Genomic DNA, 15,094 nt, shown 5'->3' with positions numbered 1-15,094 from the left:
CCACCGATGACGCAGATCTCGGTTCTCGCCGACGCCATCGGGGCGCGCGTCGAGATCGTCAATGCAGCCGCCGGAGATGATGCGGCCCGTGCGGCCGCGGTCACCGGCATCGACCTGCGCGCCCAGGGCATCCGCCCCGGCGACGTCTTCGCCGCGCTGCCCGGCGCCCGCATCCACGGCGCCTCCTTCGCAGGAACCGCACTCGAGCGCGGAGCGGTCGCCGTGCTGACCGACGAGGCCGGTCGCGATCTCGTCGCCGAGGCCACCTCGGATCCGGTTGCGGTCCTCGTCCATCCCGAGCCGCGTGCGGCGCTGGGGGCGGCGTCGGCCACCGTCTACGGACACCCCTCCCGGAGCATGCAGGTCATCGGCATCACGGGCACGTCCGGCAAGACCACGACGTCCTATCTCGTCGAGGCCGGCCTGGTCGCGGCCGGACGCGTCGTGGGTCTCGTCGGCACGGTGGAGACCCGGATCGAGGGGATCCGCGTGCCGAGCACCCTCACGACCCCCGAGGCGCCGCAGCTGCACGCCCTGTTCGCCGTCATGCGCGAACGCGGTGTCGACACGGTCGTGATGGAGGTCTCCAGCCACGCCCTCGCGCTCGGTCGCGTGGACGCCACCGAGTTCGCAGTCGGCGGGTTCACCAACCTCTCCCAGGACCATCTCGACTTCCACAAGGACCTCGACGACTACTTCGGCGCGAAGGCCCGGCTGTTCGCCGAGGACTCGCCGGTCCGGGCCCACCGAGCGGTGGTGTGCACCGACGACGCGTGGGGACGCCGCATGGCCGAGGTCGCATCGGCCGGCCGCGACGACGCGACCGCCGTCCGCACAGTCACCACACGTGCCGACCGTGCCACAGGTGACGCCGGCGGCGCCGGTGCCGTCGCTGCCGACTGGACGGTCACCGACGAGGTCCCCGACGAGACGGGCGTGCAGCAGTTCACCCTGACCGGTCCGGACGGGATCGCCCGCCGCGCCACCGTCGGCCTGCCGGGCCGCTACAACGTCACCAACGCCGCTCTCGCCGTGGCGCTCTGCGCCGAGGTGGGTGCCGACATCGACGCCACGATCCGCGGTATCGCCGATGTCGCGGTGCCCGGCCGGGTCGAACGGGTCGAGCGCGGACAGGACTTCCTCGCCGTCGTCGACTACGCCCACAAGCCCGCCGCGCTCGAAGCGGTCATCGGAACCCTGCGCGCCGCGACCGAGGGACGAATCGCCGTCGTCGTCGGTGCCGGCGGCGACCGCGACCGGACGAAGCGGCCGATCATGGGCGAGGTCGCGGCGCGGGCCGCCGATCTGGTGGTCGTGACCGACGACAACCCCCGAACCGAGAATCCCGCCGCCATCCGCGCCGCTGTCCTCGACGGTGCACACTCCGTCCCGCCGGCCGAACGCGGCGAGATCCTCGAGATCGGCGACCGCGCCGCGGCGATCGACGCCGCGGTCGCGTGGGCCCGCCCGGGTGATGTCGTCCTCGTCGCCGGCAAGGGCCACGAGACGGGGCAGGAGATCGAGGGAGTGAAGCACCCCTTCGACGACCGCGAGGTTCTCGGCGCAGCTCTCGACAAGTACCGGACCGCAGGACCCGACGGTCGTCATCCGCCTGCTGCGGGCGGTTCGCATCACGGAGGCAAGGCATGATCCCGATGACACTGGCTCGGATCGCGGAGGTCGTCGGGGGCACCCTGCACGACGTCGACGATCCGTCCGCCGAGGTGACCGGTTCCGTCGAGTTCGACTCGCGACGGATCGGTCCCGGCGGCCTGTTCCTGGCGCTGCCCGGTGCGCGCTCGGACGGACACGATCACGCCGCGGCCGCCGTCGCCGCCGGCGCGGTCGCGGTCCTGGCCGCACGGCCGGTGGGCGTGCCCGCCATCGTGGTGCCGCCGATCCCGCCGACCGAGACCAACGCCCTCGCGCTCGAACACGACAGCGACGGATCCGGTGCGGCCGTGCTCGCCGGCCTCGCGAAGCTCGCCCGCACCGTGGTGGACACGCTCACCGACGCCGGTCTCACCGTCGTCGGTGTCACCGGTTCGGCGGGCAAGACGTCCACGAAGGACATGATCGCCGCCGTGCTCGCACCGCTCGGGGAGGTCGTCGCCCCGCCCGGCTCGTTCAACAACGAACTCGGCCACCCCTGGACCGCCCTGCGCGCCACCGAATCCACCCGGTTCCTCGTCCTCGAGAAGTCGGCGCGGGGTCCCGGCCACATCGCGACCCTGACGCGCATTGCGCCGCCACGGATCGGGGTCGTGCTCAACGTCGGTACCGCCCACCTCGGCGAGTTCGGCTCGCAGGAGGTCATCGCCAAGACGAAGGGCGAACTCGTCGAGGCGCTGCCCAGCGCCGCCGAGGGGGGAGTGGCGATCCTCAACGCCGACGACACCCTCGTGTCGAAGATGGCGACCCGCACCACCGGCCGCGTGGTGACCGTCGGGACCGGGTCCGGTGCCGCATACCGCGCCGAGGACATCCACCTCGACGACCAGGCGCGTGCCTCCTTCACCGCCGTCGTCCCCGGCGCCGACGGACAGGAGCGGCGCGTGCCCGTGCGCCTTGCCGTGCACGGCGAACACCAGATCGGCAACGCCCTGTCGGCGATCGCCGTCGCCGTGGAATGCGGTGCGACGGTCGAGCAGGCCGCCGAGGCGCTCGCGACGGCGGGTCCCGTCTCGGCACACCGCATGGCGGTGCAGACCCGATCCGACGGGGTGACCGTCATCGACGACGCCTACAACGCCAATCCCGATTCCATGCGCGCAGCCGTGAAGGCCCTGGTCACCATGGCGCGGTCCGGTCCGGATCGCCGGCGCACCTTTGCGGTGCTGGGGGAGATGGCCGAGCTCGGGGACGACGCCGTCGTCGCCCACGACGCCATCGGACGTCTCGCCGTGCGCCTCGACGTCACCCGCATCATCGCCGTCGGTGCCACCCGGCCGGTCCGGGGTCTGTTCCAGGGCGCCGTGATGGAAGGATCGTGGGGTGAGGAAGCGAGCCACGTACCCGATGCCGACGCCGCGATCGCGTTGTTGCGCGACGAACTGCAACCGGGCGACATCGTGCTCGTGAAGGCATCACAGTCCGTGGGACTGTGGACCGTCGCCGAGGCCGTCCTCGCGGACGATCCCGGTACCGGAGACGACGACGCTGCTGTGGGGACGGAGGACGCCCGGTGAGACAGATCCTGTTCGCGGCGGGCATCGCGCTCGCAGTCTCGATCCTGCTCACCCCCGTCCTGATCAAGATGTTCTCCCGGCAGGGCTTCGGGCAGGAGATCCGGGTCGAGGGCCCGCAGAGCCACCAGTCCAAGCGCGGCACTCCCACCATGGGCGGCGTCGCGATCCTCGCCGGTCTGTGGGCCGGTTACTGGGGGTCGCATCTCATCGGCATGGGATACGACGCGGAAGGTCCCACGGCCTCGGGTCTGCTCGTCCTCGGCCTGACGACGGCGCTCGGCGGCGTCGGCTTCCTCGACGACTTCATCAAGATCCGCAAGCAGCGCAATCTCGGCCTGAACAAGACGGCCAAGCTGGTCGGCCAGCTCGTCGTCGCGGTGGGCTTCGGCATCCTCGCGCTGCAGTTCCGCAATGCGGACGGCCTCACCCCGGCCAGCACCGATCTGTCCTACGTGCGCGACATCGCCACGGTCTCGATGGGCTCGATCGTGTTCATCCTGTTCGTCTATCTGCTGGTCAGCGCATGGTCGAACGCGGTGAACCTCACCGACGGCCTCGACGGTCTCGCTGCCGGTTCGATGGCGCTGGTGCTCGGCGCCTACGTCATCATCACCTTCTGGCAGTACCGCAACGCGTGCGCCGTGGAGCCGACCGCCGGGTGCTACGACGTCCGTGACCCGCTCGACCTCGCATTGCTGTGCGCCGCCGGCGCCGCCGCCTGCATCGGCTTCCTGTGGTGGAACGCCGCACCGGCCAAGATCTTCATGGGCGACACCGGCTCGCTCGCCCTCGGCGGCATGCTCGCCGGTCTGTCCATCACGACGCGCACCGAGCTGCTCATGGTGGTCATCGGCGCGCTGTTCGTCGCGGAGGCCGCCTCGGTGGTCATCCAGGTCGCCGTCTTCCGGTCCAGCCGCAGGCGGGTGTTCCGGATGGCACCCTTCCACCACCACTTCGAACTCGGCGGATGGGCCGAGACCACGGTGATCATCCGGTTCTGGTTGCTCGCCGCCATCGCCTCGGCGATCGGTCTGGCCCTCTTCTACAGCGAATACCTCGCGGCGATCGGGGACTGACCGTGAACGACGAACTCGAACGGCTCAGGGGACGGGCGGTGCTCGTCGCCGGGGCAGGGGTGTCCGGCCGCGCGACGATCGAACCCCTCACCGATCTCGGCGCCCACGTCACCGTCACCGACCGCAACGAGCGGGCACTGGCCGAGTGCGCGGCGCTCGGCGCCCGGACGATCGACCTCGACAGCCTCGTCGACGACCCCGCTGCGCTGCGAGAGTTCGCCCTGGTGGTCACGAGTCCCGGATTCCCGCCCGACGCCCCGCTGCTCTCGCGCGCGGCCGGCGCGGCGATCCCCATCTGGGGCGACATCGAACTGTCCTGGCGCATCGACCGCGCCGAGGTCTACGGACCGGCCCGTCGGTGGCTGGTGGTCACCGGGACGAACGGCAAGACCACCACGACCATGATGCTGCACGCGATCCTCGAGGCCGCCGGTCTCGGCAGCGTCGCGTGCGGCAACATCGGTCTTCCCGTGCTCGACGCCCTGCGCCGCGACGAGCCACGGGCCGACGTCCTCGCCGTCGAGTTGTCGTCCTTCCAACTGCACTGGGCGCCCTCGGTTCGGCCCGAGGCCGGCGTCGTGCTCAACATCGCCGAGGACCATCTCGACTGGCACGGCGGCATCGAGAACTACATCGAGGCCAAACTCGGTGCCCTCACCGGCGCTGTCGGGGTCATCGGTCTCGACGACCCGATCGCCGGTGGTCTCGGCGACCGGTCCCGTGCCGTGGTCACCGTGGGCTTCACCCTGGGCTATCCGCAGGAAGGCGAACTCGGGATCAGCGGCGAACTGCTCGTGGATCGGGCGTTCGCCGATTCCGCTGTGCTCGCCCGGGTGGACGACGTGACGCCGCCCGGCCCCGCCGGACTGTCCGACGCACTCGCGGCCGCCGCCCTCGCCCGGGCCGTCGACGTGCCCGCCTCGGCGGTACACGACGGCCTGCGACGGCACCGCGTGGGCCCGCACCGCGCCGCGCCCGTGGGGCAGGTCGACGGCGTCGAGTACATCGACGACTCGAAGGCGACCAATCCACACGCGGCCCGCAGTTCGCTGCTCGCCCGCGACCGCGTGGTGTGGATCGCCGGTGGTCTGCTCAAGGGCGCCCGCGTGGACGACCTGGTCGCCGAGGTGGCGCCGCGACTGTCCGGAGCCGTGCTGCTCGGCCGCGACGCCGGCGAGATCGCCGACGCGCTGGCGCGACACGCCCCGCAGGTCCCGGTCGTCGTCGTGGACACGGGCGACGATGAAACGATGACCGATGCGACGAGCGCGACCGACACCGCCTCGGTGAGCGCGACAGGCACCGCCTCGGTGAGGAGGGTCGCGGCGCCGGGAGCCGACGGCCCCACCGCGATGCGCGTGGCGGTCCGGGAAGCGGCCGCTCTCGCCTCGCCGGGGGAGACGGTGCTGCTCGCGCCGGCCGCGGCATCGCTCGACATGTTCGCCGATTACGCGGAACGCGGCCGTAGCTTCGCGTCCGCGGTCGAGGAACTCCGCGGGGGCGGGACGCAACCGTGACCCCTCGGGCAGGAGCGACCCGAACAGGGGCGACCACCGACGAACCGGTGGTCGGAGTACGCGGGCGTTTCGGGGCCTGGATGGCGCGACCGCTCGCGTCCTTCCATCTCGTGGTGACGATCGCCGTCCTGCTCACCGTGCTCGGACTCGTCATGGTGCTGTCGTCGTCGAGCGTGGGCGCGGTGGCCGCGGCGGGATCGGCCTACGGACTGTTCACCTCGCAGGTGATCTTTGCCGTCCTCGGCATGGTGATCTTCTACATCGCGCTGCAGATCCCGGTCCGTCTGATGCGACGCTTCGCCTTCCCGGCGTTCGCGTTCTCGGTCGTACTGCTCGTGCTCGTGCTCATACCGGGCATCGGTACGGTCTCGCAGGGCACCCGGGGCTGGTTCGTCGTCGCCGGTATCTCGCTGCAGCCGGCGGAGATCGCCAAGATCACCCTTGCCGTGTGGGGTGCGCACCTGCTCGCCTCCCGGCGCGGCGAGAACTCGACGCTGCGCGAGATGCTCGTCCCGCTCGTCCCGGCCGCACTGCTCGTGACCGGCCTGATCGTGCTCCAGCCCGACCTCGGCACCACCGTCTCGATCGTGATCATCGTGATCGCCCTGCTGTGGTTCGCGGGACTTCCGCTCAAGGTGTTCCTCGGGATCGTCGGCACGGCCGCCACACTCGCGGTGATCCTGGCCCTGACGGCCGGCTACCGCTCGCAGCGTGTGCGGGCCTTCTTCAACCCCGGCGACGACCCGCAGGGTGCCGGTTACCAGGCGCGACAGGCGAAGTTCTCCCTCGCGGACGGCGGCCTGTGGGGTCGTGGGCTCGGTCAGAGCCGCGCGAAGTGGAGCTATCTGCCCAACGCCCACAACGACTTCATCTTCGCGATCATCGGTGAGGAACTCGGCTTCCTCGGCGGAGTGGCCGTCATCGGCCTGTTCGGTCTGTTCGCCTATGTCGGACTCCGGATCGCGATGCGCTCGGCCGACCCCTTCCTGCGCCTGTTCACCGCGACGGCGACCACGTGGATCATCGGCCAGGCCTTCATCAACATCGGCTACGTCGTGGGACTGCTGCCCGTGACCGGCCTGCAGCTGCCGCTCGTGTCGGCCGGTGGCACTTCCACTGCCACCACCCTGCTGATGTTCGGTCTGATCGCGAACGCGGCCAGACACGAACCCGAGGCGATCGCCGCGCTGCACGCCGGGCAGGACGGCCGGTTCGCGCGACTGCTCCGTCTGCGCAAGCCGGAGGCCTACCGGGCCGGTCGATCCTCGGCGACGCGTACGGTCGCAGCACGGCAGCCGCGGGCACGGGCCGCGGCACCTGAGCGCAGTGCCCGCCCCGCGTCGGGTGGTGGGGGATCGCGCAAGCGGCAGCCCCAGGCGCCCGACAAGCGGCAGCCCCAGGCGCCCAACGAGCGGCAACGGGGAGCCGCGAAGGACCGCCGGACATCCGCGGGCCGGACGGAACCCCGGGAGGGGACCGGCCGGACCCGGCGTGCACAACCCGCGCGCGAACCGGCCCGGGGCCGGCAGCAGACGAACCGCACGACACGCGGATCGAACGGACGAAGCGGAGAGAGAGGGAACCGTAGGTGAGTGGGGAGAGGCCGGCATTGTCGGTGGTGGTGGCCGGAGGCGGTACGGCCGGTCATATCGAACCGGCACTCGCGGTGGCCGACGCCGTCCGCGCACTCGTGCCCGACGCGCGGATCACCGCGCTCGGCACCGAACGGGGACTCGAGACGACGCTGGTGCCGCGCCGCGGATATCCCCTCGAACTCATCCCGCCGGTGCCTCTGCCCCGCAAGCCGACGATGGACCTGCTGAAGCTTCCGGGCAGGGTCGTCTCGTCGGTGCGCCGCACCCGGCAGATCCTCGACGAGGTCGACGCCGACGTCGTCGTCGGTTTCGGCGGGTACGTGGCGCTGCCCGCCTACCTCGCGGCCGGGGCCGGTCCGCTGCGTCGACGCCGGCGTATCCCGGTCGTCGTCCACGAGGCCAATGCCGGCGCGGGCATCGCCAATCGCATCGGTGCCCTGCGGGCCGAGCGTGTGCTCGCCGCCGTCCCGCGCTCGGGAATCGTCCGGCGTGGCGACGCGCAGATCGTGGGGATCCCGGTCCGCTCGTCGATCACCGGTCTCGACCGCGCCGGGCTGCGCGCGGAGGCACGACGGCACTTCGGTCTGCCCGACGACGTGCCCGTGCTGCTCGTCTTCGGCGGGTCGCAGGGTGCACGCTCGCTCAACGAGGCCGTGTCCGGTGCGTCCTCGGCGCTCGCGGAGGCCGGCATCGCGGTGCTGCACGCGCACGGACCGAAGAACACCGTGGACATTCCCGCTCATCCCGGACACGCCCGCGCGCCGTACGTCGCCGTGCCCTATCTCGAACGGATGGACCTCGCGTACTCCGCGGCCGACGCGGTGGTGTGCCGGTCCGGGGCCATGACGGTCGCGGAGGTCTCGGCGGTGGGTCTGCCCGCCGTGTACGTGCCGCTCCCGCACGGGAACGGTGAACAGGAACTCAACGCCCGCCCCGTCGTCGAGGCCGGCGGTGGCAGGATCGTCGCCGACGGCGACCTGAGTTCGGACTATGTCGCCACGGAAGTGGTGTCGTTGCTCGGCGACGAGCGGAGACTCGTGGAGATGGGGCGCAGCGCCGCGGCCGCCGGTCACCGCAGTGCCGCGGACGAGATGGCGCGCATAGTGCTCGAGGTTGCCGGAGTGGAACCGAACAGGAGTGAACGATGAGTGCGCAGTTGCCCGCCGAGCTCGAGCGGGTGCACATGGTCGGTATCGGCGGTGCCGGGATGTCGGGCATCGCCCGGATCCTGCTCGCCCGTGGGGGACAGGTATCGGGTTCCGACGCGAAGGAGAGCCGCGGTGTGCTCGCGCTGCGGGCCCGTGGCGCGCAGGTCCGCATCGGCCACGCCGCCGAGGCTCTCGACCTGCTCGAGGGTGGTCCCACCGCCCTGGTCACGACGTTCGCGGCCATCCCGAAGGACAATCCCGAACTGGTCGCCGCCCGCGAGCGGGGCATCCCGATCCTGTTGCGCCCCGCGGTCCTCGCCTCTCTGATGCGAGGGAATCGCACCTTCCTGGTCTCCGGTACCCACGGCAAGACCTCCACGACGTCGATGCTCGTCGTCGCGTTGCAGCACTGCGGCTTCGATCCGTCCTTCGCGGTCGGCGGTGAACTCAACGAATCCGGGACCAACGCCCACCACGGCAGCGGGGACGTCTTCGTCGCCGAAGCCGACGAGAGCGACGGCTCGCTGCTGCAGTACGACCCGAACACCGTGATCGTCACGAACATCGAGGCCGATCACCTCGACTACTTCGGCACGCCGGAGGCGTACACGGCGGTCTTCGACGAGTTCGTCGCCCGCATCGCCCCCGGCGGCCTGCTCGTCGTCTGCCTCGACGATCCCGGCTCGGCGGCCCTCGCCGAACGTGTCGTCGCCCTGGGTCGCGACGACCTGCGGGTGCAGGGTTACGGCACCGCCGACGTCCTCGGCACCGCAGGCGACCACCGCGGCGTTCCCGTCGGGGTGCGGCTGCTCGGCTGGGAGGCCAAGGATGTCGGCGGCGTCGCCGAGTTCCACCTCGCGGGTGAGGATTCGCCGCGCACCGTTCGACTGTCCGTCCCCGGCCGGCACATGGCGCTCAACGCTCTCGCCGCGCTGCTCGCCGCGCTCGAAGCCGGAGCGCAGGTCGACGAGGCGCTGGAGGGACTCGCCGGCTTCGGTGGTGTGCACCGGCGGTTCCAGTACACCGGCCGCGAACACGGCGTGCGGGTGTTCGACGACTACGCCCACCATCCCACCGAGGTCCGGGCGGTCCTCGCGGCCGCGGCCGAACTCGTCGCGGGAGAGCCGCTGCGCTACACCGAGACCGGCACCGAACGACCCCGCGTGATCGTCGTCTTCCAGCCGCATCTCTACTCGCGCACCGAGGCGTTCGCCACCGAGTTCGGGCGGGCGCTCGACCTCGCCGACGAGGTCGTGGTGCTCGACGTCTACGGCGCCCGGGAGGAACCGATCCCGGGTGTGAGCGGCGCGCTGGTCGCGCGGGCGGTGAGCAAGCCTGTGCACTACCAGCCGAATCTGTCCGCGGTGCCGCGGCAGGTCGCGCGTCTGACCCGGCCGGGCGATGTCGTGATCACGATGGGTGCCGGTGACGTCACGATGCTGGGCCGGCAGATCCTCGACGCGCTGCACAGCAAACCGGGTCGTTTCCGTCCGGCCGGGGCGGCTCCCGAGCCCGGCGGATTCCGCGCACCCGGCGGTTCCGGACCGGAGTCGATCGGCTCGTGACGCCCGCCGCCGTCTCGTCACGCCGCCGTCGCGGACGACCGTCACGCGAACCGCGTGATCCCGACGAAGCCCGCGAACGCAGCACCGCCCGCCGCCCGTCCGGGCGGTCGGTGCGCCTGCGGACCGTGCTCGTCGGGGCGGCTGTCGTCGCGGTGCTCCTCGGTGCCATCGCGGTGGCCTGGCTGTCGCCGTTGCTGTCCGTGCGGGTGATCGAGGTGGACGGGATCGAGGTCGTCACCTACGACGAGGTGGTCGACGCCCTCGCGGTCGCCGAGGGCACGCCGCTGCTCCGGGTCGACACGGCCGAGGCGGCCCAGCGGGTCGCGACGATTCCGCGCGCGGCGTCGGCCCGGGTCCAGCGGGTCTATCCCTCCACCGTCCGGGTGACGGTGACCGAGCGCGAGGCGATGGTCTTCTTCGACGCCCCCGACGGCACCCACTCGGTCGACATCGAGGGAGTCGACTTCGCGGTCGAACCGCCTCCGATGTTCACGCCCCGCCTCGTCACCCCGACGCCGGGCACCGGTGATCCCGCGACCCGCGCCGCCGTGGAGGTGCTCGACAAGTTGCCGCCCGACCTGCGCGTGCAGGTGGAGACGGTCGAAGCGCCCTCCCCGTCCGACATCTCGATCGTCCTCACCGACGGGCGTGTCGTGGTGTGGGGTGGAACCGATCGTTCCGAGCGGAAGGCGGCGGTCGTCGGCCCGCTGCTGACACAGCCGGGGGAGCGATTCGACGTGGCGAGTCCCGACCTGCCGACGGTGAGGTGAGGGATCGACGAAATTCGTCCGGCGTGTCCGGCGCGTCTACTGGCTAATCCCGGTACCCGTGCCATAGCGTTTCGGACAGTCGCGTTACTTGACATAACCTTCAAGCTGTGGTTGAGGGTTTGTCGGGGTAGCGCGCTGCGGAGCCGTCCGCCCGGCCGGCGGACGTGACCGACATCGAGCCAGACCCAGCACCACCCAGACCCGAGCACCACCCGGACACCATGCACCACCCGGAACTTCAGGAAGGCGAGAGCACATGACGCCCCCGCACAACTACCTCGCCGTAATCAAGGTCGTCGGTATCGGCGGTGGCGGCGTGAACGCGGTCAACCGCATGATCGAGCAGGGACTCAAGGGAGTCGAGTTCATTGCCGTCAACACCGACGCGCAAGCCCTGCTCATGTCGGATGCCGACGTCAAGCTCGACGTCGGCCGCGAACTGACCCGCGGACTCGGCGCCGGCGCAGACCCGGAGGTCGGCCGCAAGGCCGCCGAGGATCACAAGGACGAGATCGAAGAGGTGCTCAAGGGCGCCGACATGGTCTTCGTGACCGCAGGCGAGGGTGGTGGAACCGGTACCGGCGGCGCTCCCGTCGTCGCGAGCATCGCCCGCAAGCTCGGCGCGCTCACCGTCGGTGTCGTCACGCGTCCGTTCTCGTTCGAGGGCAAGCGTCGCGGCAGCCAGGCCGACACCGGAATCCAGACGCTGCGCGAGTCCTGCGACACGCTCATCGTCATCCCCAACGACCGGCTCCTCCAGCTCGGCGACGCCGCCGTCAGCCTCATGGACGCCTTCCGCTCCGCCGATGAGGTGCTCCTCAACGGTGTCCAGGGCATCACCGACCTCATCACCACCCCGGGTCTGATCAACGTCGACTTCGCCGACGTCAAGGGCGTCATGTCGGGTGCCGGCTCGGCCTTGATGGGCATCGGCTCGTCGCGCGGTGAGGGTCGTGCCATCAAGGCCGCGGAGGCCGCGATCAACTCGCCGCTGCTCGAGGCGTCGATGGAAGGCGCGCGCGGCGTGCTGCTGTCGATCGCCGGCGGCTCCGATCTCGGCCTGTTCGAGATCAACGAGGCCGCCTCGCTCGTGCAGGAGGCCGCACACATCGACGCCAACATCATCTTCGGCACGGTCATCGACGACTCGCTCGGCGACGAGGTCCGCGTGACCGTCATCGCCGCAGGTTTCGAGGGCGGGACGCCCGCCCGCCGTCCCGTCGAGGTGGGCCAGCAGCAACCGGGTCAGCAGTCGGGCCAGGGGCAGCAGCCGCAGCAGCAGCAGCAACAGCCGGCCGGTCGGCCCGGCGCGATCGGCGTCGCGCGTGCCGGCGAGCTCGGCCGTCCCGAGCGCGAGACCGTCGAACCCACCCCGGTGCGCGATCAGCCCCCCGTCGGCAACCAGCCGCCGGCCGCAGGCGGCAACGCACCTCGCAGCGTGGACATCGACGACGACGGTGACGACGACGTCGACGTGCCGATCTTCATGCGCCGTTGACGGCTCCGCACCGCCTGCTGCGCGCCCGCCGGGTCGTGACCACACGAGCCGGCGGGGTGTCCGCAGCTCCGTACGACAGTTTCAACCTCGCCGACCACGTCGGCGACGACCCGGCCGCAGTCGCCGCCAACCGGCGGCGGCTCGCGTCCGTCCTCGGGCTGCCGCCGGAGCGGTTCGTCTGGATGGAACAGATCCACAGCCGCAACGTCACGGTGGTCGACGGGCCGGTGCCCGAACCCGTTCCCGCCACCGATGCACTCGTCACGCGCGAGACCGGGCTCGCGCTCGTGACCCTCAGCGCCGACTGCGTGTCGATCCTGCTGTCCGACGAGGGGGCCGGGGTGATCGCCGCCGTGCACGCCGGCCGGGTGGGGGCGCGCATCGGGATCCTCCCGCGCGTGCTCGACGTCATGGTCGATCTCGGCGCCCGCCCCGATCGCATCGGCGCGCTGCTCGGACCCGCCGCGAGCGGCCGGCAGTACGAGGTGCCCGCGGCGATGAGGGCCGATGTCGAGGCACACCTGCCCGGCAGTGCGACCCGCACGAGCCGCGGTACTCCGGGCCTCGACCTGCGTGCCGGACTGCGCCGCCAGCTCGCCGACCACGGCGTGACCGCCGTGGTGGAGGATCCGCGCTGCACGATCGAGGACACCTCCCTGTTCAGCCACCGGCGCTCCGCCCCCACGGGCCGCTTCGCCTCGGTCGTCTGGCTCGAGGAGGGAACGGCGTGAGCGCCCCCACCTCCGAGGGCCGGCGCGACGAACTCGCCGGACGTCTCGCCGCCGTACGCGAGCGGCTCGACGCCGCGGCCCGCGCCGCCGGCCGTGATCCGTCGGACGTCGCGTTGCTGACGGTCACCAAGTTCTTTCCGGCCTCCGACGCCGTGCTCCTCCACGAACTGGGATGCGAACGCTTCGGCGAGTCCCGCGAGCAGGAGGCGAGCGCGAAGATCGCCGAGTTCCGGGAGAGCGTCACCGCGCCGGTCGAGTGGCACATGATCGGGCGGGTGCAGCGCAACAAGGCCCGTGCCGTCGCCCGCTGGGCGCACACGGTGCACTCGGTCGACAGTCTCCGTCTCGTGCAGGCCTTCGAGAAGGGGGTGCGAGCCGCCCTCGACGCCGGCGAACGCACCGCCCCGCTGCGGGCGCTGTTGCAGGTCAGCCTCGACGGCGACCGGGAGCGCGGCGGCGTGGTCGCCGAGGATCTTCCCGCCCTCGCCGAGGCGGTCGCCGCGTCCGAGGTCCTCGAACTCGGAGGCCTGATGGGAGTGCCGCCGCTCGGGTGGGAGCCCGAGCGGGCATTCGAGCAGCTGCACGACATGCATGCACGGTTGCTGCAGGACCACCCGGCTGCGGTGGAGCTGTCCGCCGGCATGTCCGGTGACCTCGAGCACGCGGTTCGATGGGGTTCGACGTGCGTGCGTGTCGGAACGGCGGTCTTGGGGTATCGACCGTTAGCCTGAATGACATCCGCCGCGCGAGGGAAAGGCGATCGATGAGCACACTCCACAAGTTCAAGGCGTACTTCGGGATGGTGCCGCTCGAGGATTACGAGGACGAGTACCTCGACGATCCGGCGAGCGGACGCCGCGACCGTGATCGCGACTACGGCGAGGCGCCCTACGGCGGCTACGCGCCGTCGCACCGCGACGAGTACGCCCCGTCGCACCGCGAGGAACCGGTTCGCGAGTTCGAGCACGACGAGTTCGACCGGTACGAGCCGGCACCGCGTCCTCGGGTCGAACCCATCACGGCCCGCAGCCCCCGTCCGGCGCCCACCCCGGCCCGCGCGGTCCCCAGCCGTGCACCACTGACGGCGGAGAGCCGGCTCGAGCGCGCCGAGCCCCGGCGTGGTGCGCTCTTCGACGAGGGAGGTCCGTTGTCCAAGATCACCACGTTGCGCCCCCGCGACTACAGCGAGGCGCGCACGATCGGTGAGCGTTTCCGCGACGGAACGCCGGTCATCATGGACCTCGTCGAGATGAGCAACGCCGACGCCAAGCGACTCGTCGACTTCGCGGCCGGGCTCGCCTTCGCGCTGCGCGGTTCGTTCGACAAGGTGGCCACGAAGGTCTTCCTGCTCTCGCCCGCCGACATCGACGTCTCCGCCGAGGAACGGCGGCGTATCGCCGAGACCGGCTTCTACAACCAGCAGTAGTCGACGCGCGCTGCGCGGACGTGCACACGGCACGTCCGTGGTGGCATGCCCGTCGCCGTCCCTCGAGCGTTCCGACACGCCCGGCCATGATGCAGATCACTGCAGGCCGGGCGTTTCGGTTTTGATCGACCCGTCATCGTCGGGCATTGTGGGCAGGTGGCCGTTTTCGAGGTGCTGTGGTTCCTGCTGTTCATCTTCTGGCTTCTGCTGATCGGACGGATCATCGTCGAGTTCATCAGAACCTTCGCGCGGGAGTGGAAGCCGTCCGGCTTCGTGGTCGTCGTTCTCGAGGCGATCTTCACGGTCACGGATCCGCCGGTGAAGCTGCTGCGGAGACTGATTCCGCCGCTCAATCTCGGTGGTGTACGGCTCGATCTGTCCATCATGGTCTTGCTGTTCATCGTGTATTTCCTCATGGCATTCCTGCCCAGGGGCGGCGCAGCATGAGGCCTGCGTCCGACGTCGTGTCGGGCCGTCCCGGAGCTGCCGTGTGCCACAATGGAGTGCCGTATACAGTGGGTTTTGATACGCGTAACCCACTGTCGATTACTCAGAACGCCTGCTTGACCGCTTACTCGAC

General features: G+C 70.9%; 13 protein-coding genes. All 13 read left to right on the top strand.

Going from position 1 to position 15,094, the window contains the following annotated elements; all coding sequences use genetic code 11:
- Nucleotides 1–6: 6 nt before the first annotated feature.
- The 13 genes from C6Y44_RS15430 (at nt 7) to C6Y44_RS15370 (ending at nt 14,961) form a co-directional block, all read left to right on the top strand.
- On the top strand, nt 7–1,650 hold the full coding sequence (locus C6Y44_RS15430; RefSeq protein WP_192378486.1) for a UDP-N-acetylmuramoyl-L-alanyl-D-glutamate--2,6-diaminopimelate ligase: 1,644 nt from the start codon (nt 7–9) through the stop codon (nt 1,648–1,650).
- On the top strand, nt 1,647–3,188 hold the full coding sequence (locus C6Y44_RS15425; protein WP_120283234.1) for a UDP-N-acetylmuramoyl-tripeptide--D-alanyl-D-alanine ligase: 1,542 nt from the start codon (nt 1,647–1,649) through the stop codon (nt 3,186–3,188). Before C6Y44_RS15430 ends, C6Y44_RS15425 begins: the two co-directional genes overlap by 4 nt.
- Nucleotides 3,185–4,264, top strand: a complete 1,080-nt coding sequence (gene mraY / locus C6Y44_RS15420) for a phospho-N-acetylmuramoyl-pentapeptide-transferase (protein WP_016693810.1) — start codon at nt 3,185–3,187, stop codon at nt 4,262–4,264. The genes C6Y44_RS15425 and mraY overlap by 4 nt, the downstream gene beginning before the upstream one ends.
- Before the next feature lie 2 nt (nt 4,265–4,266).
- Entirely contained in the window at nt 4,267–5,781 is a 1,515-nt protein-coding gene (gene murD / locus C6Y44_RS15415) for a UDP-N-acetylmuramoyl-L-alanine--D-glutamate ligase (RefSeq protein WP_159418054.1), read from the top strand.
- A gap of 80 nt (nt 5,782–5,861) precedes the next feature.
- Nucleotides 5,862–7,373 carry a putative lipid II flippase FtsW gene (gene ftsW / locus C6Y44_RS15410; RefSeq protein WP_159419193.1) on the top strand — a complete coding sequence of 504 codons (1,512 nt, stop codon included), beginning with the start codon at nt 5,862–5,864 and terminating at the stop codon, nt 7,371–7,373.
- Nucleotides 7,370–8,524, top strand: a complete 1,155-nt coding sequence (gene murG / locus C6Y44_RS15405; RefSeq protein WP_120283228.1) for an undecaprenyldiphospho-muramoylpentapeptide beta-N-acetylglucosaminyltransferase — start codon at nt 7,370–7,372, stop codon at nt 8,522–8,524. The genes ftsW and murG overlap by 4 nt, the downstream gene beginning before the upstream one ends.
- Nucleotides 8,521–10,089, top strand: coding sequence for a UDP-N-acetylmuramate--L-alanine ligase (gene murC / locus C6Y44_RS15400; RefSeq protein WP_120283226.1), 1,569 nt, complete (start codon nt 8,521–8,523; stop codon nt 10,087–10,089). Before murG ends, murC begins: the two co-directional genes overlap by 4 nt.
- Entirely contained in the window at nt 10,086–10,859 is a 774-nt protein-coding gene (locus C6Y44_RS15395; RefSeq protein ID WP_372473805.1) for a cell division protein FtsQ/DivIB, read from the top strand. The genes murC and C6Y44_RS15395 overlap by 4 nt, the downstream gene beginning before the upstream one ends.
- A 256-nt stretch (nt 10,860–11,115) precedes the next feature.
- Complete coding sequence (gene ftsZ / locus C6Y44_RS15390) at nt 11,116–12,357, top strand: cell division protein FtsZ (RefSeq protein ID WP_120283224.1); 1,242 nt, start codon at nt 11,116–11,118, stop codon at nt 12,355–12,357.
- Nucleotides 12,354–13,088, top strand: a complete 735-nt coding sequence (pgeF, locus tag C6Y44_RS15385) for a peptidoglycan editing factor PgeF (RefSeq protein ID WP_120283222.1) — start codon at nt 12,354–12,356, stop codon at nt 13,086–13,088. The genes ftsZ and pgeF overlap by 4 nt, the downstream gene beginning before the upstream one ends.
- Complete coding sequence (locus tag C6Y44_RS15380; RefSeq protein WP_159418055.1) at nt 13,085–13,819, top strand: YggS family pyridoxal phosphate-dependent enzyme; 735 nt, start codon at nt 13,085–13,087, stop codon at nt 13,817–13,819. Before pgeF ends, C6Y44_RS15380 begins: the two co-directional genes overlap by 4 nt.
- Nucleotides 13,820–13,851: 32 nt before the next feature.
- Nucleotides 13,852–14,514 carry a cell division protein SepF gene (locus C6Y44_RS15375; RefSeq protein ID WP_060652817.1) on the top strand — a complete coding sequence of 221 codons (663 nt, stop codon included), beginning with the start codon at nt 13,852–13,854 and terminating at the stop codon, nt 14,512–14,514.
- A gap of 156 nt (nt 14,515–14,670) precedes the next feature.
- Entirely contained in the window at nt 14,671–14,961 is a 291-nt protein-coding gene (locus C6Y44_RS15370; RefSeq protein WP_006554132.1) for a YggT family protein, read from the top strand.
- Nucleotides 14,962–15,094 lie beyond the last annotated feature (133 nt).

It is taken from the genome of Rhodococcus rhodochrous, from assembly GCF_014854695.1.
Classification (GTDB): Bacteria; Actinomycetota; Actinomycetes; order Mycobacteriales; family Mycobacteriaceae; genus Rhodococcus.
This window is presented reverse-complemented; position numbering and strand designations above follow the sequence as displayed.